The following is a 21,512-nucleotide window of genomic DNA, read 5'->3' as shown; positions in this document are numbered from 1 at the left end:
CTGGTTATTGAATTGTTGGTCATTTTTATCACTGGCGGTCATCGGTTATTGTCGTCGGTTATTGTCATTCGTTGGCGCTGCAGGTATTGTGTCATCAGTTTTCAGCCGATAACGTTCATCAATGACAGTCACTGCTGGCAAGGTGACCTTGTTGTTTATTTTTTCGCGAATAGATTCGTCTATCCACAGTGTGCCCAATCCCATTGGGTCAAATAAAGTGGCGGCTGTTTTCGGTGCAATCGAATCGGGTAATTGCACATAGGCCCACGCCGCTTCTCTTGTGTAAGGCACCATATAAGTTGGAATATAAGCCCCAATGTCAACGATTTTTTCTTGGATCTCGTGGGCTAAACGGATGCGCTCGGGCTTGGTCGTTGCGGCACGATAGTCCTCAATCAACCGATCCATTCGCGCATCGTCTGTATTGGTGATATTGTTAGTCTGTGGTTTGTGCGCATTGTCTGAATGAAAATGCTGCCGATAAGCCGGTCGCAAACCACCGCCCCAACCCATCCAAGCCACTTGGTGCTTTTTCTCCATAATATTTCGGTACGCCGATGCCCCCGTCAGCAATTGCAACTGCATATCGATACCTGCTTTTTTCATTTCTTCTTTGAGTAGTGCCAACCGTGAAGTATGGTTTGCTTGACTGTAACTCACCCGAAAACTCAATCGTTGCTCGTTTTTTAGCCGAATACCGTCATCGCCACGCTGCTGCCAGCCTGCGGCGTCTAGTAATTTGCTGGCGGTAGCTAAATCAAACGGTTTGGCTTGAATTGCGGGGTTTGAATACTCACCGTAACCGGTGTGAAAATTGGGCAAGCGGTCATAGTCACCCCGCATCAGTGTTTGGTTCATCTTATCGATATTAAGGCTATAGGCAATGGCATCACGCACCCGTTTATCAGCAAACAAGGGATCAGCCAAATTGATAAATAAGCCTATGGATGGTTGCGGTGTTTCATTATAAAACCAAAACCGACGGATCCAGCCGTTGTCAAATTTTTCATGGTTAGCGCGCTCATGCCAATACTCCGGCAACACCAAGCCAAACGAATCTAAATCACCTTTTAAAAACATAATCCAGGCGGTGTTTAGGTTTCTAACGACTTTGAGACGAATACGATCCACATTAAAGCGATGACGGAAATAGTGCTCATCATCACCCCACCAATCACTCACCCGCACAAAATCAATATATCGCCCTTTGCGAAAATGTCCAATCTGATACGCACCGGTTGTGGGCTCAATCCGCCAGTTAGCCCACTGCACCCAGTTTTCGTCAAGCTGATGAAAGTGCTGGGGTGTCGGCGAAATACTCGTATTTAACAGGATGTCTTCAATAGGGCGCTCGGTAGCAAATTTTACCGAAATCGTATAATCATCGTATTTTCTGACATCAACAACTTGCTCTGTATAATAGTTGTTATACCAAGGCGCCACAATATGCGGTGAACGCATAAACGTCATCGTAAACAAATAATCATCCGCCGTCACTGGCTCTCCATCTGACCAACGCGCTTTGCGATTGAGCCGATAATACGCCGTTTGGTTATCCGAACCCACGGCCCAATGTGTCGCTAACTCAGGAATAATCTCTCGTGTCTGTGGATGCAACGAAATCAAACTCAGCTGGTTGCGGTCTAAATAGCTACGAAAGCTCGAGTTGGCGTTAGGCCCGACACGGCGAAAAGTCGGCGGAAAGTCATCCATCATCATGCGAAAAACACCGCCGCGAACGGCCGCTTCACTGGCAAAAATGGGGGTGTCTGTATTCGTTTGCCAAACCAAATCGTTGGGTAATTCTGCCCGTGTTTTAATCGTCTGAGCATTGGCCTGCGTACCCAGTAGAAAAACTATCAGTATCAGACGCATCAAATCATTCATAAATACTAAACCGCCTCGGGTCAAAGGCTTCGCGAATCGCCTCACCCACAAATGTCACTAACACCAAAACCACTGATAGCACCGACACCGTCGATAACACAATCCACGGTTTATCCAAGCGTTCTACACCTTGCTGTAACAACTCGCCCCAGCTAGGCGCAGGCGGCGGCAAACCAAACCCCAAATAATCCAACGCCGTTAGTGCAGAAATACCACCTGCAATGCTAAATGGCAATAGGGTCACAATCACCGCCATTGTATTCGGCAAAATATGACTGAGAATAATACGGCCATGCGATGCCCCAATCGCGCGAGCAGCCAGAATATAATCACGGCTTTTCTCACGATAAACCGATGTCCGAATAAGCTCTGCCATCCCCATCCAGCTAAACAATGCCATGATGATTAACAATACCCAAAACCCGCGCTGAGGAACAACTGCCGCCATAATCATAATAATATATAAAAAAGGAATCGCTGACCAGACTTCAACCAGCCGCAAGCCAATCAAGTCGGTCAAACGTCCGCAGTAGCCCATCAATGCACCAAAAAAAACACCGATTAAAAACTGCAACCCCATGAGTAGCAAAGCAAACAAAAACGCCAAACGAAAACCATAAATCAAACGTGCCAACACATCACGGCCTGCGTTATCGGTGCCTAAATAGTGTTTGGCGGCAAAATCAGGGGCGGTCGGCACAAACAAATCAGGGCGCAAATCCGACTCAATCGGCCCATAAGGAATCGGTGGCATCAGCACCCAATCGCCGCTGCTGTTCTCAGCGAATTGCTGTTGCAACTCACGGTAATTGGTTTCATAGGCATAAGGCAAACCAAACGTCTCGCCACTGAGTACTTTGCCATAAATCGGAAAATAGTACTGGTCTTGGTATTTGACGAGTAACGCACGGTTATTGGCAATCAGCTCGGCACCGAGTGATAAAAAAAACAACACCAACAAAGCCCATGCCGAATAATAACCTCGCTTAATCGATTTAAAGCGCTTGATGCGCTCTGCCGTAATACTTGACATCCGTTAATTCACCCTGTTGTTTCGCCCCGTTGTTTCGCCCCGTTGTTTCGCCCTGTCACTTGACCTGGTTACTTGACCTCGTTACTTGGCCATTTTCATTTGTATAAAATCATCAACGTGTTGTTGCAGGCGTGCCAAACTGGCTTTTTCTACTGATTTAGTACCCATATTCATCTCATAGCGTAACTGCTGATGACTATACGCCACCGCCAAAGCCGCCGAATAACAATCGCCTAATTCTGCTTCATGCGCTAACACCAAAGCCATTAATGAATCAGACGGCGACTTGATGATACCATGCTTTGCCAATCGTTGCATAAAGGGTTGTAACATTTTTTGTACTGGGTCTTTGAGACGCTGTTGACGCAGTCGAGACAGCCAAAAAAGCACACCGCCCACAAGCGGTAGCATCACCAAAATAAAAAATAACCACACCACATATTTTATTTTTTCCAAGCCCAGCTTTTGCCACAACGAGTTTTGCTTGTCCTCATCATAGTTAATCACCCAGTTTTGCCAAAAACTATTTAACGCACGCAATGATTGCCCCAGTCGTTTAACCGTTTCCGATTGATTTTGCCAGCGATCGCCAAATGATAACGCATCGCTATTTCTCACGCTATTGGCAATATCGGCGCGACTAATTCGATCGGGGGCAACGGCTGCGGTTGGGTCGATGCGTATCCAACCTTGCCCATCGATATAAACCTCTGTCCATGCATGCGCATGTAGCTGGCGCACTTCGTACTCTTTTGCAATCGGATTGTATTCACTACCTTGATAGCCAGTGACAACACGGGTGGGAATGCCTTGACTGCGCATCATAAAGGCAAAAACGCTCGCATAGTGTTCGCAATACCCGACCCGATTGGTAAATAAAAACCGATCCATATCATCATTGCCTGGCGGTGGCTCTAAATCATAATAAAATTCATTATCACGAAAATACTGCCACGTTGCGTTAACAAAATCCATTGATGTTGCGCTGGCTTGGCGCAATTCGCGTGCCAAGGCTAATGTTTTGGGGTAGATATTTTGCGGAATCTGGGTCAGAAATTCGCGTTCACGCGCATTGATATCAGTCAGTGAATAGCGCGCGTAAGACATCATCGGAAATTGTTTAGGCTGCACTAAATCACGCGACGCCAACATCTCAAATTGACGATTCATCTCGGCACCAGACGGAATCTCACCTGGCAAATCAAGCGGCACTAGCCAACGATTGGTTTCTCCGTCGTGCACCATCGTATAACGTATTTGACTGTCAGGGTTGACTTGTAAGGTCGGTGGCGGTTGATTGGTAAAACGGCTACGCCGCCACGTTTTGCCATCAAACTGCGTCAACACAGGCCCGCGCCAATACTGTTGGTTAGCAGGCGGGGCATCACCATCAAATTGCACACGAAAAGCCAATCCCCCATCTTGAACCAACTGTGTCAGCGAATTCGGCGTCATTTCATCCGACAGCCCCGTGTTTGCCGTGGGTCGGCTGGGCTGCGCCCACAACGGTTGAAATCGAGGAAACAAGTAAAATAATCCAACCACAAAAGGCAAACTAATGATTAATAGCTTAAACAAGGCACCACTTTGTTTACCCCAGCTCATACGCGCCGATTGCGGTGTATCAATCCGCCATTGCATTAGCACAACAAACAGCAGACAAATCACTAAATAAATAAAATTAAAAAAATGCTTATTTGCCATTAACGCACCCATGATTAACAAGCAATAAATCAGCATCAGCAAAAAGGCATCGCGGGATTCTTTCGCCTCTAATAGTTTTAGCGACGCAAACACAAATAACAAGGCAAGCCCTGCGTACTCTTTGCCAAACTGATTAAAATTAACAACCACTAATCCAATCGCGCCAATCAAAATCGCCAATGCAATCCATTTGCTAATCGTCAGGCGAAAGGCGATTGATACGGCTTTTAGCGTCAGCGTCAGCAAAACAACCCCCGTCAACCACATCGGAAACAGTCGAATTAACGGTAAACTAATTAAGCCATAAGCGAGCATCAGTTGAAACAACTGAGATGATGATAAATCTTTGGCACGCGGTATGTCTAGACGTTTAAGTTGGCTTAAAAACATGCGAGCGCTTCCAGTACTTGGCGTTGATGCGATGCGCCACGGTTAGTCGCGATGGTTTGCGTGGGCAGCAACAGCCCATAACGAACGCCTTGTTTTTCAGCATCAAGCGCCCATTGGCACAACTGAGAGAGTTTGGCTTCTAATGACAAATCAGCCAGTATTGGGTCATGAAAATCCAACAGACAATCGACACCGCTGCCACCTTGAAATCGTTTAATTTGCAAAACCCCTAACGCGGCTTTTTTCCAGACCATCTGCCGTAAGTTATCGCCCAATTGATAGTCGCTTAACTGCATAAAATCCTCTGTACCATCACGATTGAGACCACCAGCCTCAACACCTGCACGGCGCAGTATTTGTGTTAACGCAATACCGCCCTGTGGCTTTGGGTAGATGACGATTTGCGTATCAAAATGCAGCCACACCCAGCTACAAAAAATTCCGATTGGGTAGTCACTACTAATCCTTACGTGAGTCAGCGTTTTACGACCGCGCGTGTTATCATCTAACGGCACGGCCAGTTTAGTTTGCTCGCCTGCTTGCACACAAACTGGCGCAGAAAACAGACCATTGCGACGGGCGCTAATGGCGATAGCCCCTGTATTTTCCACACCATGAAGTTGTAAATAAAAAAACGCGGCTTCGCCCGCAAAATAGTGCGAATCACCCATTGCGCTCAATGAAACGCTTGCTAAATTTTTCACGGTCAGCACCGCAATCGCTAAGCCCAGAATAGCCAATAAAAAAGTAATGGCATAACCCAGCGACAAGGCATAGTTGGTCGACCAAATAAATAAAATCACCACCGTTATTGCAAAATACACGCCTTTTAGTGTTGGCAATATATAGGCGCGGCGCATTGACAGGTCGATACGCTCACCTGCGGGCACGACGGTGGTGAGTCGTTTAATAAAAGGACGGTGCTTATCTAGCTTGTGCACGCCGCTTGCGGAGTTAGGCGTTGTTCCCTGGGGCAAAGCGGCATCACCTTGGGCGGCTTTGTTGTCTGGAGACGACCCTGACCACTGATTAATCCATTGCTTTAATTTGACGACAAATGATGCATTCACGATAAATAATTCACGATAAATAACAAATTCTCTGGTAGTTTAATAACGCTTCAATAACGGTTTTGACAGGCATTTGGCGGATGCGTTAATCACCCACAAAGTTAGCCGATGCAACACGAACCGATACAACACGTAACCGATATCAACGCAAAGCCTAAAGCCCCAACTCGACCTCTGCGAGGATTTTCATCACTTGTTCATGGTGCGCCGAATTCGTATTGTTTTTAGCAATTAACCGATGGTAAGCCACCGCAGGAAAAACCGCCTGCACATGCTCAGGATACACTGATTTTTTCTCACAAACAAACGCATACGCTTGCGCTGCGCGCATCAAAGCCAGCCCAGCACGCGTTGATAGACCGTGCAAAAAACGCTCATGGTGGCGTGTGGCTTGCAGCAGTGCACGGACATAATTGGCAATTGCCTCAGAGACAAAAACCGTCTCCACTTGTGCTTGTAATGCCAACAAGGCAGATTGGCTCATTAATGGTTGCGTTTGCTGTAATTGCGTCGCGCGGTCTTGCCCCATCAGCACGGATAATTCCGCACTGGCATCCAAATAGCCCAGTGAAATGCGAAACAAAAATCGATCCAACTGTGATTCTGGCAGTGGATACGTACCATATTGATCCGATGGATTTTGGGTTGCAATAACAAAAAATGGGGCCGCTAACGTCAACGTTTGTCCTTCGATAGAAATTTGTCGCTCTTCCATCGCCTCAAGTAATGCCGATTGGCATTTGGGGGAAGCGCGATTGATCTCATCTGCCAATAAGATATTGGTAAAAATGGGTCCTTTTTGCAAAGTGAATTCATGCGTATTGACCTGATAAATCATCGCACCCGTAATATCAGCTGGCAATAAATCCGCCGTAAATTGGATGCGGTTATTGTCCAGCCCCATCAATGCGGCAAATGCTTTGGCTAGCGTTGTTTTGCCCGCACCAGGCAAGTCCTCTATCAACAAATGCCCGCGCGCCAGCAAACAAACCAACGCCAAACGAACTTGCTCTGGTTTACCCACGATGATTTGATTCAGGGAAGATTCTAACTCTCGTAATTGCGCTGTCATAAACGATGGCTCTGTAATGGTTAATCAACAAGTTGCGCATTATAAATGATAAACCCATACATTAAGAGGGATTTTAATTAAATTTTTGTTCATGTTGCGCCCCGTCCATGCGCCCCGTCCATGCGCTGCTTCATCCATTTCCTAGCGCACCCCTGCTGCAACATACGCTACTGCAACATGCGCCACGGCAATGATTGCGCTTTAGCGTGTGCGCTAGATTAGACCGCATTCAAAAACAAAGCAAAACGCACAATTGCCGTGACATCTATCGCAAAATTCCGCTACAATATACGCTTTGGTCGCTTATCAAGACCGCCATCAATCAACCCTAACCCTTTGTGGAGAGCTTTATGCACCCAATGCTAACCATTGCCAAACGCGCCTCCGACGCAGCCGCCAAATTAATCACCCGCCAATACGACCAAGGTGGCAAAATACAGATTAGCAGCAAACAGCCCAACGACTTTGTCAGCGAAGTCGATATTGCCGCCGAGCACGCCATCATCAGCGTTATCCGTGAATCATTCCCCGACCACGCCATTTTGGCAGAAGAAAGCCTTGCAAACACCGATATTACGACGACCACATCCGCCAAACAACCTTACTGCTGGGTGATTGACCCCATCGACGGAACAGCCAACTTCATCAAAGGCTTTCCCCATTTTGCGATTTCTATCGGCCTACTAAAAAACAACAAACTCGAAGCAGGACTGGTTTACCAGCCCATTACCGATGAATTATTTATGGCAGCACGAGGACAAGGCGCAACACTGAATGGCCACCGCATCCGCGTCAGTGAAACACCGCCTGAAAACGCTATCATCGCCACAGGGCTTCCTTTTAAAACGCCAGACGCGCTGGCCCCGCAAATCAAAAATATCAATGCCGTTTTTAATCTATTTCCAGACATTCGGCGCACAGGCTCAGCCGCATTAGACCTTTGTTATGTCGCCAGCGGGCGAGTTGACGGCTATTTTGAACTCGGGTTGTCGCCTTGGGATATCGCGGCGGGCGCACTGATTGCTCAAGAATCAGGCGCCATCGTCAGTGATATCGAGGGTAACTTTAATTATTTAGACAGCGGTAATATTATTGCAGCCCCCGCCAAAGTCTATAAAAAATTAATAAAAACACTACACCAGCACGCCTAAGCCTCGCGTCCAACTGCCGAATTTACTACCCACACGCACACTCGTCACTCCTTGGATAACATAAAAACCGAGAATTCGTTTGACAAACGCTGGGCAGTTCTTATAATACCTTTTCCAAGCATCTGGGGCTATAGCTCAGCTGGGAGAGCGCAACACTGGCAGTGTTGAGGTCAGCGGTTCGATCCCGCTTAGCTCCACCAAGTTTGCTTGGTATCAGCATTAACAGACGTCCCATTCGTCTAGAGGCCTAGGACACCGCCCTTTCACGGCGGCAACAGGGGTTCGAATCCCCTATGGGACGCCATTTAAAGCTGAACAATTGCAATAAGCCTGCATTGCATCAATCGATTAATCGGCAACCAATTAAGAACCAATTAAGCGGTAACCAATTAAACAGCAATCGATTAACCGTCGACTGATTGATGCCTGACGCAAGGTCGCTATGACTATCGTCAGACTACCTAGATGTCCCATTCGTCTAGAGGCCTAGGACACCGCCCTTTCACGGCGGCAACAGGGGTTCGAATCCCCTATGGGACGCCATTTTATCTATATTTTCATCTGACAGTTGGCTAAAAAACCGACTGCCCTGTCAAACTGGTTAACGTCTCTAAAAACCGCATTCCACGATAAGAGTTGCCTTTTTCATTCAACCTAGGGCTCCAAACTGCCACGGCATAGCGCTTTGGATAGACAGCAACGATGCCGCCACCCACGCCACTTTTCCCAGGTAACCCAACCCGAAAAGCAAATTCACCTGACTCGTCATAAAAACCACAGGTTTGCATCACGGCATTAATGCGTTTGGCTTGGCTTGTGGTTAAAATTTGTTTGTTGTCCGTTGGGTGTTGACCACCATTAGCAAGAAACAAAAACGTACGTGACAACGTGTTACATGACATTTCAATCGAGCAAAGATTAAAATAAAAATCCAACACGACCTCAGGGTCATTATGCAGATTGCCTAGCGATTTTAAAAAGTAACACAATGCTTTATTGCGATGACCGACTTGCTTTTCAGAGGTGGCAATTTCTGGCGAGTACGTGATTGTATCATCATCGGCAAGCCATTGGATAAATGCCAGCAATTGTGCATCTGCGTGCGGATAAAGACTCAGCACCAAATCACAAACAACAAGCGCACCCGCATTAATAAACGGGTTACGTGGAATGCCTGCGTCACTTTCTAGCTGTAATAATGAATTAAACGCCGTCCCAGACGGCTCAACCCCTACCCGCTCCCACGTCTTCGCATCTAACTGTCGATAGGCAAAACACAGCAATAAGACCTTGCTGATACTTTGGATAGAAAACAATTTATCGCTATCGCCTGCCGTCATTTGACTGCCATCGACCGCCGTTAGCGCTACACCCAGTTGATTTGGATCGACGGTGGCGAGCTTGGGGATATAGGTGGCTAATAAACCCGAATCAGGCGTCTCAAACACCGTATTATAAGCCTGCATCACCGCATCAGACAAAGGCGAATAAACCATCAGTAACCCCTCAAATAAACCAACAAAAATGCATTAACAACCCAATCAACAACCATAAAAAAGTGCAAACCTCACTGCAAACCTCACTAAATAAACACTTAATTGTGGTATAATCAGAAAAAATATTAATTATATTTAATTGCTAAAAGTCAGAAAATCATATATGCTGTCTCAAATTAGCTAACACTAGCATCGTTTGTCTGCACACTAAAAACTATAAACTAAAAAAACTAATTATAAGCTATTTATGTATATTTTAAAAGAAACTCAGTTGGTTAAAGCACACGGGCCAGATTGCCCCTGTTGCGTTAACAGCCATAGACGCCGTTTTTTACAGAAAACTAGCGTCATCACCGCAGGGCTACTGGTTGGTCCTCAGCTTGCACAAGCCGCGAGCAAACGTGACCGCCTGTTAATGATGAGTAACCCGCATACGGGCGAAAAAATCCGCACCGTCTATTGGACACCCATTGACGGTTATATCCGCGAGTCGCTTGACCTTGTGTCCAAATTCATGCGTGATTTCAGACAAAACCAAGTCAAACCAATTGACCCTGCACTGCTGGACATTGTCCATGCGGTCATGCTCAACATCGGCAAAGGCAAACGACTAGAGGTCATGAGTGGCTATCGCTCCCCCAAAACCAACCAAATGCTTTCACGCCGTTCAAAAAATGTGGCTAAAAAAAGCTACCATATGCGCGCTAAAGCCATGGACTTTCAAGTCAAAAACGTTTCATCCAAACAACTAAGGCAGATTGCGCTTGCACTCAAAGCAGGTGGTGTCGGTTACTACCCTGGTTCCAATTACATTCATGTTGACTCTGGTCCTGTTCGGACATGGACTTACAGCTAGACTGACCGCCAGACTGTTGCCGCCAGGCTGTTACCACTAAACCGACAGACAGACTGACAGATAAAAAAACCGCCTTAATCGGCGGTTTTTTAATAACAATGCTTGATAGACTGATTGCTTGATTGTTGATGCATTATTGGTGGGTTATTGACGAATTGGGTTGTTGATGAATTGATTACTTTAATTCATCACACCGTCACTGCCAAAATACCCACAAACGGATGAAAATGAAACAGTGTATTCACCCCATCAATATAGAGCTTAGAGATACTACCGTCTAAATACAAGGCATTGTCGCAATCATTTTGCCGCAACACCGTCGCAAAATCGTACAGATTAATCGGTTGCTGAGTCGCCACAAAATACAACTGCTGCGCTGATGTTATACAAACCGCATTACGCATGTAGAGAGACTGACTATTTCGGATAAACTGCGCGTTAACCTTGCCATCAATCACCAGCATCGGTCCTGATTGTGTCGCCAAACGAATGGAGCCGCTGGCATGATAGCGCTGATACGCCGCCGTGGTAGTTATACTCGGTTGGTTTTTTTCATTAATCAAAAAAACGCCATTGGGCATCAAATGAAAATTACCTTTGCCCGACTGTGTATTGAGTGATTTTAATTGCTGCCCTTGTTCGATATGCAGCCCAGCAGGCTGTTGGTTTGCCGAATAAATCCCTGCATTCATGAGGACCAACACCGTTTTTCCCGCGGACGCTAGCGCGGATTGTAACGGGGAAAGTCGAGTATAAGGCTGATTTGATGCGTCCTGCCAATGCAGCGTGACGTGCTTAGGATTAACTCTGACAGCGGTTATTGTTTTTTTTTCACTGGTTTTATTATCAGTCGCGCCATTTTTGCTCGTTTCCCCTTTACCCGCTTCCCCTTTACCCGCTTCCCCTTTGCTCGCTTTCTCTTTAATGCGCCACTGAAAAACCGAACAAACCGCCTGCGAATTATCACCAGATGACATGCCAGCGACTTGTTTTTTATCGCTGACTCCACCATTGACTACTTGACCATTAGCCACCTCATCACTGATCACTTCGCAAGCCGCATACGCCGATTGAACACTCAGTACCGATAAAACGATAAATAGGCAGCGTGCTGTTATTGATGGCGGCGCACTGCATATCGATTTTTGCATTAATCAGCGGCCTCAACCAACAACGTTGTGCCTCGGCAACCAACCACACGGATTTTCGTATCAATCGGCAAATCCACAGACGACTCAACTCGCCAATAGCTATCGTCTAATTGTACCTTGCCACGCCCATTGTCAATGGGTTCTATCAATACGGTGGTTCGCCCGACATAGCGCTGCGCACGATTATTCATGATTAAGCTACCCGATTTGGCTTGGCGTTTTTTGAATAACAAAGACCACATAACCACCGATAATAGCGACAATATTGCAAACAACAGCAGTTGTAACGGCATAGATAAATCAGGAAATGTCCACGTAATGACAACCATTATTAACGCAGCAATGCCTAGCCATAAAAAGAGCAAAGTAAAGGTGGCTACCTCGACAATCAACAAAATAATCGCCAAAATTAACCAATTATAAAAAAACGGATCAATCAACCAGTCCATAAGGCTTACCCTGTGTGTTTATCGGACGAAGGCGTTTGGTTAGTCGCTTGTTTGGCAATTTCAGCAATACCACCAATCGTGCCCATTAAATTCGTGACTTCGATAGGAAGCACCATCAGCTTTTGATTTTCCGAGTTGGCAAATTGCCCCAACGCCTCGACATATTTTTGCGCGATAAAGTAATTAATCGCTTTGTCATTACCCGTTTGTAGCGCCTCTGATAGCATTCGCGTGGCGTTGGCTTCGGCTTCGGCGAGACGCTCTCTGGCTTCGGCTTCTCTAAAAGCGGCTTCTTTATCGCCCTCTGCTTGTAAAATCGCCGCTTCTTTTTCGCCTGAGGCTTTTAAAATCGCTGATTCACGATGGCCTTGCGCTTCGAGAATATTGGCACGTTTTTCACGCTCAGCTTTCATTTGTCGCGCCATCGCATTGACTAAATCTGTCGGCGGGTCGATGTCTTTGATTTCTATCCGCGTCACTTTGATACCCCACGGCGAGGTTGCTTCGTCAACCACGTGCAATAGCCGTGCATTAATCTCATCGCGCTTTGATAGCAATTCATCCAAATCCATCGAACCCATGACGGTACGAATATTGGTCAAAGTCAAATTAAGAATGGCATACTCGAGGTTATCGACTTCGTAGACGGCTTCTGATGAATTGACTATTTGATAAAATACGACACCATCAACGGTTACCATGGCGTTATCTTTGGTGATAATTTCTTGTGATGGCACATCGAGGACTTGCTCTTTCATATTGACGCGTGCGCTGACCTGATTGACAAACGGGACAATCAAATGCAGCCCAGGTGGCATCGTTTGTACATATTTACCAAAGCGTTCCACAACAAAGGTATATCCTTGTGGCACAAAATACACCCCGCGCTTAATTACCCATAGCACAAGCACAAAAAACAGTACACTAAAGACCACAGCACCATTTAAACCCAGCGAAGAAAATAACTGTTGCATTGACATTTCCTGATTAAATCGTTTAGTTTATAACGCATGACATTATACAATACAAACACGGCAAATACTTAAACGAACCTATTTAAATGAATAATAACGCCTTTTTGACAACACCTTTTAAACAACGCCTTTTATCAACATCTTTTAACAACGCCTGACTAATACGATTTTTTATGCCACACGCCTCACCCGACCTCGACCATGCCCAAATCTATCTCGTTGGCGGCGCTATCAGAGATCGCCTGCTAGGGCTTACGACCGATTCAACACTGACCGAACACGATTATGTCGTTGTCAACGCAACGCCTGCACAAATGCTAGCAGCGGGGTTTCAGCCCGTTGGTAAGGACTTCCCCGTATTTCTGCACCCCGAATCGCACGAAGAATACGCCTTAGCACGGACTGAGCGCAAACAAGGCCAAGGTTACCACGGCTTTGCCGTCAACACGGAAAACGTCACCCTAACCGAGGATTTACAACGTCGTGATTTAACCATTAATGCGATTGCCGAAGACAGCCACGGACAACTCATCGATCCATTTAACGGACAACGCGATATTGAACAAAAAATACTACGCCATGTCAGCGACGCCTTTACTGAAGACCCAGTAAGAATCTTGCGTATTGCGCGTTTTGCGGCACGTTTTCATGAGCTAGGCTTTACTGTCGCTGATGAAACAATGGCGTTAATGAAGTCTATGGTAAACGCAGGCGAGGTCCATCACCTTGTCCCAGAACGCATCACCAAAGAGCTATTTAAAGCCCTATCCACCGACCACCCTGACGTGTTTTTTATGGTATTGCGCGAATGTGGTGCGCTGGCGGCAATCTTCCCCGAGGTCGATGCGCTGTTTGGTGTGCCTCAGCGTGCCGAATATCACCCTGAGATTGACACGGGCAAACACGTGATGCTGTGTTTAGCCGATGCCGCACAGCGTGGCACATCGGTACTGGCACGCTATGCCGTGCTGTGCCATGACTTGGGCAAAGCAACCACGCCCCCCCACCTATTACCGCGCCACCACGGGCACGAAGACCGTGGTGCAGACATTGCCAAGTCCATGAGCAATCGCCTTAAAGTGCCCAAAAAATTTCGTGACCTTGCCGTCAAAACCGCGAAATACCACACGCATATTCACCGCTTTAACGAACTCACGCCAAAAACAATACTAAGCCTGCTCAAAGCCTTTGGCGTACAACACGACACCCGTCAATTTGCAGAATTTATTCAGGCATGCATCGCCGATGTTCGCGGCAGATCAGGCTACGAGGACAGCGATTACCCCAAGCAAAAAGCCGCGCTAAAACTCGCCTATCAATTCCAACAGTTTGATACCACCGCGCATGTTGACCCAACGCTCAGTGGCGCCGTCATCGGGCAGCGCATTCACCAAGCGCAACTCAACTTTATTAAACACGCCTTGTCCAGCACGCAAAACCAAACTAACACCAGTAAGCCATGACAATGGCAAGCAAGCAATGCTATAATTGCCTTTTACTTGTAACCCAACACAAACAAACAATCCATGGAAAAAACATACCAACCTGAAAACATTGAGCAAAAATGGTACGCCAAATGGGAGGCCGCAGGCTACTTCTCCCCTCGCAGCGAAGCAAATCGCAATAATCACAAAGATGACAATTATAGCATCGTCATTCCGCCACCCAATGTAACCGGCAGCCTGCACATGGGGCATGCTTTCCAAGACACCATCATGGATTGTTTGATTCGTTACCACCGCATGTTGGGTAAAAATACGCTCTGGCAACCTGGCACGGATCATGCAGGCATTGCCACACAAATGCTCGTCGAGCGCAAACTCCACAAAGAAACGGGGCAAACAAAGCACGACCTCGGACGCGAGGCGTTTATCGATAAAATTTGGGACTGGAAAGCCGAATCAGGCGGCAATATATCCAACCAGCTCAGACGATTAGGTGCATCCGCCGACTGGACGCGCGAGCGATTCACCATGGATGAAGGCCTATCAAATACCGTACAGGAAGTCTTTGTCCGTCTATTTGAAGAAGGACTCATCTACCGTGGCAAACGCCTAGTTAACTGGGATCCCGTATTAAAAACGGCGATTTCAGATTTAGAAGTCGAAAACAAAGCCGAAAAAGGCCACCTATACCATGTACGCTATCCGTTTGTCGATAAAGACGAAACCTTTGGTGGCGGCTTTATGCATATCGCCACAACACGCCCCGAAACTATCCTCGCCGATGGCTGCCTAGCGGTGCATCCAGACGATGAACGCTACACTTCGGTGATTGGCAAATTCGTCCATGTCCCCATGACAGACCGCACCATCCCCATTGTCACCGACCCCTACCCTGATCCTGAATTTGGCACAGGGTGTGTCAAAATAACCCCTGCACACGATTTTAATGATTATGAAGTTGGGCAACGCCAGTCTATTGAAATCATCAACTTATTCAACGATGACGCCTCCATGAATGACAATGCACCACCGCGTTATCAAGGCATGGATCGCTTCACCGCGCGAAAAGCCATCATCGCCGATTTAGACGCCAACGATTTTTTAGAAAAAGTCGAAGACCATGATTTAATGCGCCCCTATGGCGATAGAAGCGGTACCGTTATCGAACCCTATTTAACCAATCAATGGTATGTCAAAGCCGCGCCGCTCGCCGAACCTGCAATCAAAGCAGTCGAAAATGGTGAGATTCAATTCGTGCCCAAGCAGTATGAAAACATGTACTTTGCTTGGATGCGCGATATCCAAGACTGGTGTATTTCGCGCCAGCTTTGGTGGGGACACCGCATACCGGCATGGTACGATGACCAAGGCAATGTCTATGTTGGTCGTGACGAGACCAGTGTTCGTGACAAACACGGCCTAAGCGCAGATATCACGCTCAAACAAGACGAAGACGTACTCGACACGTGGTTTAGCTCGGCTCTATGGACATTTTCAACCATGGGCTGGCCTGAAAAAACGGCTGATTTACGCTTATTCCACCCGACAAATACGTTAGTCACGGGCTTTGATATTATTTTCTTTTGGGTCGCACGGATGATTATGATGACCTTGCACTTTATCAAAGACGATGACGGTAAACCCCAAGTGCCATTCAAAACCGTCTATGTCACTGGGCTCATCCGTGATGAAAACGGCAATAAAATGTCAAAATCTAAAGGCAATGTGCTTGACCCGCTAGACATGATAGATGGGATTGATTTAGATAGCCTTGCTGCTAAACGGACTAACAACCTCATGCAGCCGCAGTTGGCAGAAAAAATCGACAACGCAACCCGCAAGGCTTTCCCCGATGGTATTGCGCCACACGGCACTGATGCGCTACGTTTTACACTGGCGGCATTGGCCTCGACAGGGCGCGATATTAACTGGGACATGCAACGATTAACGGGTTATCGTAATTTTTGTAATAAACTGTGGAATGCGTCACGCTTTGTCTTGATGAAAACCGAAACCTTCGAGCTAGACGCGGTTAACCCCACGTTTTCGGTATTTGACCAATGGATTGATAGCAAGTTTAACCAAGCCAACCAAAAAATCCAAACCGCCTTTGAGCAATACCGATTTGATGTCGTTGCCAAAACCATTTATGAATTTATTTGGCACGATTATTGTGATTGGTATCTAGAACTCACCAAACCCATTTTAGCCAGCGATGACTCAGCTGCTATCGCTGGCGCTCAGCTCACGCTATTGACCACGCTTGAGAAAACGCTACGCTTAATCCACCCACTGATGCCTTTTATCAGCGAAGAAATTTGGCAATCCGTCAAACCCAAGCTGCATTTAACCGACGATAGCTTGATGATAACCGCATACCCTGCGGTAGTCGATACAACCGATGCGCAAGCAGTGACGAAAACTGAATGGTTGCAACAAGTGCTCATCGGTATTCGTCAAATTCGTAGCGAAATGGACATTGCGCCCAGCAAATCCATTCCCGTGATGATTGAAAACGCGAGCGCCACAGACCAGCAGTTTATCCAAACCTTTGCGCCACTCATCCAAACGTTGGGCAAGCTTACCTGCTTTGAAACGCTGACAGGCCAACCGCCAGAATCCGCTATCGCGTTGGTTGGCGAGATGAAACTACACATTCCACTCGCTGGACTCATTGACAAAACCGCCGAACTCGAACGGCTACAAAAAGCCATGGATAAGCTCAACATGAGCATTACGCGCTTAAATGGGCAGCTTGGCAATGAAAAGTACGTCGCTAACGCACCCGCCGAACTCGTCACACAGACACGCCAGCAGCGCGATGAACAACAATCCAAACTCGATAGCCTGACAACGCAATACGCTAAGATTTCAGCTTTATAGCAACAGAGAACCGCCATACAGAGAGCCACCATACAGAGAACCGCCATGTTTAAACAATTATTTTCAAAATCAACCAAAAGCGCCAACAAAGTCGCCAATCTATACAAACCCAGCACGTGGCGAGAAAAAAACTGGGGCTGGCGTATTTCGTTAGTCGTGGGGACTTATGTGTTGATTAATGCGCTACTCATGTTTTATTGGTCGCGCGAACCGGATGTCATTACACCCAACGAAGCACTTACCCGCTATCTGCCCGCAGAACGCATCGGTGACGGACAATCTCGCTTAAAAACTGGCACGGCGCTGACAGCGGTCAATATTCATTTGATCGATACGCTACTCAATAAAAACGGCGGATATATCAGCAATGATATTTTACCGCCTGGTCTACTGATGGATAACATGCCCGAATGGGAATGGGGTGTTTTGCGTAATTTACGCGATTTATCAAAGATTTATCGGAATAACTTCTCAACCTCTGGCACACAAACCAAATTCGACGAGGATTTAGCCGAAGTCGAAAACCGCCTCAGTATTAATTCAGACAAATGGATGCTCCCCAGCCCCGAAAAAGAATACAAAAAAGCCAGCCAAGCCCTCAATCGCTATCTAAATCGCATTATCGACGACAACGCCAGCAATGCCCAGTTTTATGCCCGCGCTGATAATTTGGCGCGTTATTTCAATGTGGTAGCGCCCAATTTAGGCTCGTATTCACAGCGACTCAGCGAAAGCGTCGGCATGACGCATTCAGACTTGAGCCTTGCAGGCGATAAAAATGCCGAACAGTCAACGCAAACACCAGAACAACTATTTACTAAAACACCATGGACTAAAGTCGATAATAACTTTTATGAAGCCCGTGGTTATGCGTGGGCATTACTCCACCAACTAAAAGCCATCGAAATTGATTTTCAATCAGTTCTTGAGGATAAAAACGCCACGTTATTCGTCAGACAGCTTATCCGTGAACTCGAAGGCACACAAAAAGCCATCTGGAGCCCGATTATCCTAAACGGCGAAGGGTTTGGCATGATGGCGAACCATTCCTTGATTATGGCGTCTTATTTATCGCGCGCTAATGCGATTATGATTGACTTGAGCGTGCTACTTGAACGGGGATAGTATGAATCGTCCGCCACGCGAAAAGAAAAACGGCGTCTATTTACTGCCAAACCTAATCACCACCGCCGCGCTCATGGCAGGGTTTTATGGCATTCTATCGGCGATTAATCGCGAGTTCGAAACGGCGGCAATCTGTATCTTTGTTGCCATGTTACTCGATGGGCTGGACGGTCGGGTTGCACGGCTCATTGGTGCAGAATCTGCCTTTGGCGAGCAATTTGATAGCTTAGCTGATTTGCTATCATTTGGTGCTGCGCCAGCGATTATCATGTATTTGTGGTCGTTGCATACGACAGAACATATCAGCTGGTTACCCGAGCGCCTATCGTGGATTATCCCCTTTATTTACTGTGCTTGCACCGCACTGCGCTTAGCCCGCTTTAATTCGCAAATTGCCCAGACTAACCCCAATTTTTTCATCGGATTACCTAGCCCATCTGCCGCAGGAACCGTTGCAGGATTTATTTGGTTAGGCACTGAGTTTTCAATATTGGGGGGTAATGTCGTCTTTTTGAGCATTATTATCACCCTATTTTGTGCCGTCATGATGGTCGCACCAATCAAGTACTACAGCTTTAAAAACATTAGCCTAAAAAGCAAAATGCCCTTCTTAGGCGCTTTGGCACTGGTGTTAGTGTTTGCGTTAATCTCGATTAACCCAGCCACTGTACTGTTTTCTATTTTTTTGATTTATAGCCTACACGGCCCTATTCGAAAAAGCTACCGTGTGCTAAAACGCTACCGCAAATAAACGCTACCGCCATAACCGCAACGCCATAACCGCAACGCCATAACCGCAACGCCATAACCGCAGTGCATGGCAACCCCACCAATCAAGCACCCTGACCAACAACAAGGATTGCGGCTCATATTGCTTTGTACCCATATCTCATATATGATGACGAATAAACGAACCTTTTCGAATAACCGATAGCCCCGATAAACGACTATTCGTTTATCGGATGTTGCGTCTAATCATTTTTTTAAACGATTTAATAATTTGCAGAGAGATTTTTAATACAGGGAAATAATTATATAAAACATACTTATGAAAACAAAAAAACTGATAATCATACTTTTAATAGTTCAGTTACTTTTAAGCTGGGCATCTCTTAGTAAAGACCTAGACATAGCAGATTCTAAAGATATTATTTTGGGGCCTTTATTTATTATGGGATGGTCAATTTTTTCAGGAATTTTTGCTTTATTGCTTAATAAAAATAATATTTTTGATTTTGTAAGTAAATTCTCATTTTTTGCAATTTCAAGTTGTAATATCCTAGCTCTTTTATATATCAGTTTTGCAGTTTTAGTAAATGGCCCATTAAGAGAAACCGGATTAATATTTATAGCATTCCCTATTTATGGATTTTTTGTATTTGTAGGAAGTATTGTTTTAGGTGTAATTACATTTTTAGTAAAAAAGAAGTTGAGAAAAAATTAAATTTTCTAATAATGAAAAAATCGCTCAGTAAAAGAATAATAAGTACAAAAAAATGACACTATCAAATAAGCATATCAAATACGAAAAGGACTGCCGACAAATATTCGTTGGACAAACAATTCGTGGTGTTGTTTATGGGGGAACTAAAATACTTTGCTGACGAAGAAGGGAACAATATCAATCCTGAACCTTATTATAAAACAAAGTATCCAGACATTGACACTCTTAACCATTCCATCTACTTCAAGACAGACAACAAGACTAACGGCAAAACAAAAAATATGACAACAACAGAAAAACTAAAATCTATCTTGACCGAAAAATTTGTTTCCGAAGATGGATACGAATATAAAGCTGAACTTAAAGAAGGTTTGACTGACCAACAAATAAACGAATTAGCAAAAAGACTTCCGACAGGACAAGTTCCGACCGAAATAAGAGAATTATTAACATTTGCAAGTGGCTTTAAATTTTTCGGACTTGAAGAAGTAACATTTGACGGAGTTAGAACGTTTGGATTTGAAGAGTTTTTTCCTAATTCAGTTGAACTTGCGGGAGATGGATTTGGAAATTTTTGGATTTTAGACGTTGACAAAAACGGAAATTGGGGAGGCGTTTTTTATGTCTGCCACGACCCAGCAGTTATTGCAAAACATTCAGATAACTTAACGCAATTTATTGAACACGTTAATGACTTTGGAAAAAACGGTAATAAATCAAACCTTGGCATAATTCACGAAAAAGTGGTTATGGACATTTGGAGTAAAGACAATGGGTTTATTGAACTTGAAAACGCAAGACAATCCAACGACACAACTTTGAAAAAATTTGCATTATCACTTCCTGACAATTTTGTAGTTGCCGGCTTGCGAAACAAACCAAATCAAAGTGGATTTGCGTGGGGTAAATTTGGACCTAACATTGACAGAACAAAAAGACACGAAACCGAATTAATTTGGGGAATTGAAAAGCCAGTAAAGAGAGGGCTTTTATCAAAATTATTTGGACGATAGATGACAAACGAACAAGAATTCCAGCAGGTAACAGCTATCTTGAAAAGAAGGTTTTTTTGTTTGTATAACAACGAAGTAGTTAATTCAAGCTTTGTGCATTTAATGAAGTTTAGTGCTAAAAATCCCCGCCTGCGTGTAGCGGCAAACGTTAGCGGCAATGTTTTGGCGACTACAAGGCTAAATACGATAGATTTTATCATGCTATATCCTCATAAAAATGGCGGAGAGTGAGGGATTCGATATTGTCATTTAGGCTATTGTTATTTAATAATATAAATTTTAATTTTAAATGCTGTGTTACTTAATGTGTTGCTATTACTTAAAGTGATGTTGTTAGATTTTCTATTTTAATGAAAGAAGAGCTAGAAG

At 45.5% G+C, this 21,512-nt stretch carries 19 protein-coding genes and 3 tRNA genes; 12 read left to right on the top strand and 10 right to left on the bottom strand.

The annotated features are described in order from the left end of the window. Nucleotides 1-45: 45 nt before the first annotated feature. The 5 genes from GCU85_RS00105 to GCU85_RS00085 form a co-directional block, all read right to left on the bottom strand. Nucleotides 46-1,887: an extracellular solute-binding protein gene (locus GCU85_RS00105; protein ID WP_152808100.1), complete on the bottom strand. Its 1,842-nt coding sequence runs from the start codon at nt 1,885-1,887 to the stop codon at nt 46-48. After that, the gene (locus tag GCU85_RS00100) at nt 1,880-2,920 is read right to left on the bottom strand and encodes an ABC transporter permease subunit (protein WP_152808098.1); all 1,041 of its coding nucleotides are present in this window, start codon (nt 2,918-2,920) and stop codon (nt 1,880-1,882) included. Before GCU85_RS00100 ends, GCU85_RS00105 begins: the two co-directional genes overlap by 8 nt. An 81-nt stretch (nt 2,921-3,001) precedes the next feature. Further along, the gene (locus tag GCU85_RS00095; RefSeq protein WP_152808096.1) at nt 3,002-5,014 is read right to left on the bottom strand and encodes a transglutaminase family protein; all 2,013 of its coding nucleotides are present in this window, start codon (nt 5,012-5,014) and stop codon (nt 3,002-3,004) included. Further along, nucleotides 5,005-6,084, bottom strand: coding sequence for a DUF58 domain-containing protein (locus GCU85_RS00090; RefSeq protein WP_152808094.1), 1,080 nt, complete (start codon nt 6,082-6,084; stop codon nt 5,005-5,007). The genes GCU85_RS00095 and GCU85_RS00090 overlap by 10 nt, the downstream gene beginning before the upstream one ends. A 154-nt stretch (nt 6,085-6,238) precedes the next feature. Next, nucleotides 6,239-7,156 (bottom strand): AAA family ATPase, encoded by a 918-nt coding sequence (locus tag GCU85_RS00085; protein WP_152808092.1) that lies wholly within the window; start codon nt 7,154-7,156, stop codon nt 6,239-6,241. Nucleotides 7,157-7,506: 350 nt separating this feature from the next. Between GCU85_RS00085 and GCU85_RS00080 the strand changes: the two genes are divergently transcribed. The 4 genes from GCU85_RS00080 (at nt 7,507) to GCU85_RS00065 (ending at nt 8,850) form a co-directional block, all read left to right on the top strand. Further along, complete coding sequence (locus tag GCU85_RS00080; protein ID WP_152808091.1) at nt 7,507-8,307, top strand: inositol monophosphatase family protein; 801 nt, start codon at nt 7,507-7,509, stop codon at nt 8,305-8,307. A gap of 124 nt (nt 8,308-8,431) precedes the next feature. After that, a tRNA-Ala gene (locus GCU85_RS00075) sits at nt 8,432-8,507 on the top strand. Nucleotides 8,508-8,535: 28 nt separating this feature from the next. Beyond that, nucleotides 8,536-8,611, top strand: a tRNA-Glu gene (locus GCU85_RS00070). Between the two features lie 163 nt (nt 8,612-8,774). After that, nucleotides 8,775-8,850 (top strand) — tRNA-Glu (locus GCU85_RS00065). A 29-nt stretch (nt 8,851-8,879) separates the two neighbouring features. Here GCU85_RS00065 and GCU85_RS00060 read toward each other — a convergent pair. Then, complete coding sequence (locus tag GCU85_RS00060; RefSeq protein WP_152808089.1) at nt 8,880-9,803, bottom strand: glutaminase; 924 nt, start codon at nt 9,801-9,803, stop codon at nt 8,880-8,882. 247 nt (nt 9,804-10,050) lie between these two features. Here GCU85_RS00060 and GCU85_RS00055 point away from each other — a divergent pair, with 247 nt between their 5' ends. Next, nucleotides 10,051-10,659 carry a YcbK family protein gene (locus GCU85_RS00055; protein ID WP_152808087.1) on the top strand — a complete coding sequence of 203 codons (609 nt, stop codon included), beginning with the start codon at nt 10,051-10,053 and terminating at the stop codon, nt 10,657-10,659. 188 nt (nt 10,660-10,847) lie between these two features. On the opposite strand, the gene GCU85_RS00050 is transcribed toward GCU85_RS00055, so the two are convergent. The 3 genes from GCU85_RS00050 to GCU85_RS00040 are packed head-to-tail and all read right to left on the bottom strand — an operon-like array spanning nt 10,848 to nt 13,233. Beyond that, nucleotides 10,848-11,810, bottom strand: a complete 963-nt coding sequence (locus GCU85_RS00050; RefSeq protein ID WP_152808085.1) for a phosphodiester glycosidase family protein — start codon at nt 11,808-11,810, stop codon at nt 10,848-10,850. Next, nucleotides 11,810-12,259: an NfeD family protein gene (locus GCU85_RS00045; protein WP_152808083.1), complete on the bottom strand. Its 450-nt coding sequence runs from the start codon at nt 12,257-12,259 to the stop codon at nt 11,810-11,812. Before GCU85_RS00045 ends, GCU85_RS00050 begins: the two co-directional genes overlap by 1 nt. A 5-nt stretch (nt 12,260-12,264) precedes the next feature. Next, nucleotides 12,265-13,233, bottom strand: coding sequence for an SPFH domain-containing protein (locus GCU85_RS00040; protein ID WP_152808081.1), 969 nt, complete (start codon nt 13,231-13,233; stop codon nt 12,265-12,267). A 173-nt stretch (nt 13,234-13,406) separates the two neighbouring features. Between GCU85_RS00040 and GCU85_RS00035 the strand changes: the two genes are divergently transcribed. The 4 genes from GCU85_RS00035 (at nt 13,407) to pssA (ending at nt 19,437) form a co-directional block, all read left to right on the top strand. Then, entirely contained in the window at nt 13,407-14,696 is a 1,290-nt protein-coding gene (locus GCU85_RS00035; RefSeq protein ID WP_152808079.1) for a multifunctional CCA addition/repair protein, read from the top strand. 63 nt (nt 14,697-14,759) lie between these two features. Beyond that, nucleotides 14,760-17,561 carry a valine--tRNA ligase gene (locus tag GCU85_RS00030; RefSeq protein WP_152808077.1) on the top strand — a complete coding sequence of 934 codons (2,802 nt, stop codon included), beginning with the start codon at nt 14,760-14,762 and terminating at the stop codon, nt 17,559-17,561. Nucleotides 17,562-17,606: 45 nt separating this feature from the next. Further along, a complete protein-coding gene (locus tag GCU85_RS00025) occupies nt 17,607-18,686 on the top strand; it encodes a DUF2333 family protein (protein ID WP_152808075.1) in 1,080 nt (359 codons plus the stop codon). A 1-nt stretch (nt 18,687) separates the two neighbouring features. Continuing rightward, nucleotides 18,688-19,437, top strand: coding sequence for a CDP-diacylglycerol--serine O-phosphatidyltransferase (pssA, locus tag GCU85_RS00020; protein ID WP_152808073.1), 750 nt, complete (start codon nt 18,688-18,690; stop codon nt 19,435-19,437). Here the strand turns inward: pssA and GCU85_RS10210 are convergent. Next, on the bottom strand, nt 19,425-19,556 hold the full coding sequence (locus GCU85_RS10210) for a hypothetical protein (protein WP_268965552.1): 132 nt from the start codon (nt 19,554-19,556) through the stop codon (nt 19,425-19,427). The two genes, pssA and GCU85_RS10210, sit on opposite strands and share 13 nt — an antisense overlap. 178 nt (nt 19,557-19,734) lie before the next feature. Between GCU85_RS10210 and GCU85_RS00015 the strand changes: the two genes are divergently transcribed. From GCU85_RS00015 to GCU85_RS00005, 3 genes are all read left to right on the top strand, one after another. Continuing rightward, nucleotides 19,735-20,130 (top strand): hypothetical protein, encoded by a 396-nt coding sequence (locus GCU85_RS00015; RefSeq protein WP_152808071.1) that lies wholly within the window; start codon nt 19,735-19,737, stop codon nt 20,128-20,130. A gap of 134 nt (nt 20,131-20,264) precedes the next feature. Beyond that, nucleotides 20,265-21,143, top strand: coding sequence for an SMI1/KNR4 family protein (locus GCU85_RS00010; protein WP_218110433.1), 879 nt, complete (start codon nt 20,265-20,267; stop codon nt 21,141-21,143). Continuing rightward, complete coding sequence (locus GCU85_RS00005) at nt 21,144-21,374, top strand: hypothetical protein (RefSeq protein WP_152808069.1); 231 nt, start codon at nt 21,144-21,146, stop codon at nt 21,372-21,374. Nucleotides 21,375-21,512 lie beyond the last annotated feature (138 nt).

The organism is Ostreibacterium oceani, assembly GCF_009362845.1.
Taxonomy (GTDB): Bacteria; Pseudomonadota; Gammaproteobacteria; order Cardiobacteriales; family Ostreibacteriaceae; genus Ostreibacterium; species Ostreibacterium oceani.
The sequence above is the reverse complement of the archived record's forward strand: the minus strand, read 5'-3'. Positions and strand labels throughout refer to the sequence as shown.

What these genes read in the sequence shown, in the direction of transcription:
- GCU85_RS00085 (WP_152808092.1), bottom strand. Translation starts at nt 7,156, where the DNA reads ATGACAGCGCAATTACGAGAGTTAGAATCTTCCCTGAATCAAATCATC.
- pssA (WP_152808073.1), top strand. Translation starts at nt 18,688, where the DNA reads ATGAATCGTCCGCCACGCGAAAAGAAAAACGGCGTCTATTTACTGCCA.
- GCU85_RS00015 (WP_152808071.1), top strand. Translation starts at nt 19,735, where the DNA reads ATGAAAACAAAAAAACTGATAATCATACTTTTAATAGTTCAGTTACTT.
- GCU85_RS00095 (WP_152808096.1), bottom strand. Translation starts at nt 5,014, where the DNA reads ATGTTTTTAAGCCAACTTAAACGTCTAGACATACCGCGTGCCAAAGAT.
- GCU85_RS00060 (WP_152808089.1), bottom strand. Translation starts at nt 9,803, where the DNA reads ATGGTTTATTCGCCTTTGTCTGATGCGGTGATGCAGGCTTATAATACG.
- GCU85_RS00005 (WP_152808069.1), top strand. Translation starts at nt 21,144, where the DNA reads ATGACAAACGAACAAGAATTCCAGCAGGTAACAGCTATCTTGAAAAGA.
- GCU85_RS00105 (WP_152808100.1), bottom strand. Translation starts at nt 1,887, where the DNA reads ATGAATGATTTGATGCGTCTGATACTGATAGTTTTTCTACTGGGTACG.
- GCU85_RS00035 (WP_152808079.1), top strand. Translation starts at nt 13,407, where the DNA reads ATGCCACACGCCTCACCCGACCTCGACCATGCCCAAATCTATCTCGTT.
- GCU85_RS00010 (WP_218110433.1), top strand. Translation starts at nt 20,265, where the DNA reads ATGGGGGAACTAAAATACTTTGCTGACGAAGAAGGGAACAATATCAAT.
- GCU85_RS10210 (WP_268965552.1), bottom strand. Translation starts at nt 19,556, where the DNA reads ATGAGCCGCAATCCTTGTTGTTGGTCAGGGTGCTTGATTGGTGGGGTT.
- GCU85_RS00080 (WP_152808091.1), top strand. Translation starts at nt 7,507, where the DNA reads ATGCACCCAATGCTAACCATTGCCAAACGCGCCTCCGACGCAGCCGCC.
- GCU85_RS00025 (WP_152808075.1), top strand. Translation starts at nt 17,607, where the DNA reads ATGTTTAAACAATTATTTTCAAAATCAACCAAAAGCGCCAACAAAGTC.
- GCU85_RS00055 (WP_152808087.1), top strand. Translation starts at nt 10,051, where the DNA reads ATGTATATTTTAAAAGAAACTCAGTTGGTTAAAGCACACGGGCCAGAT.
- GCU85_RS00040 (WP_152808081.1), bottom strand. Translation starts at nt 13,233, where the DNA reads ATGCAACAGTTATTTTCTTCGCTGGGTTTAAATGGTGCTGTGGTCTTT.
- GCU85_RS00050 (WP_152808085.1), bottom strand. Translation starts at nt 11,810, where the DNA reads ATGCAAAAATCGATATGCAGTGCGCCGCCATCAATAACAGCACGCTGC.
- GCU85_RS00030 (WP_152808077.1), top strand. Translation starts at nt 14,760, where the DNA reads ATGGAAAAAACATACCAACCTGAAAACATTGAGCAAAAATGGTACGCC.
- GCU85_RS00100 (WP_152808098.1), bottom strand. Translation starts at nt 2,920, where the DNA reads ATGTCAAGTATTACGGCAGAGCGCATCAAGCGCTTTAAATCGATTAAG.
- GCU85_RS00045 (WP_152808083.1), bottom strand. Translation starts at nt 12,259, where the DNA reads ATGGACTGGTTGATTGATCCGTTTTTTTATAATTGGTTAATTTTGGCG.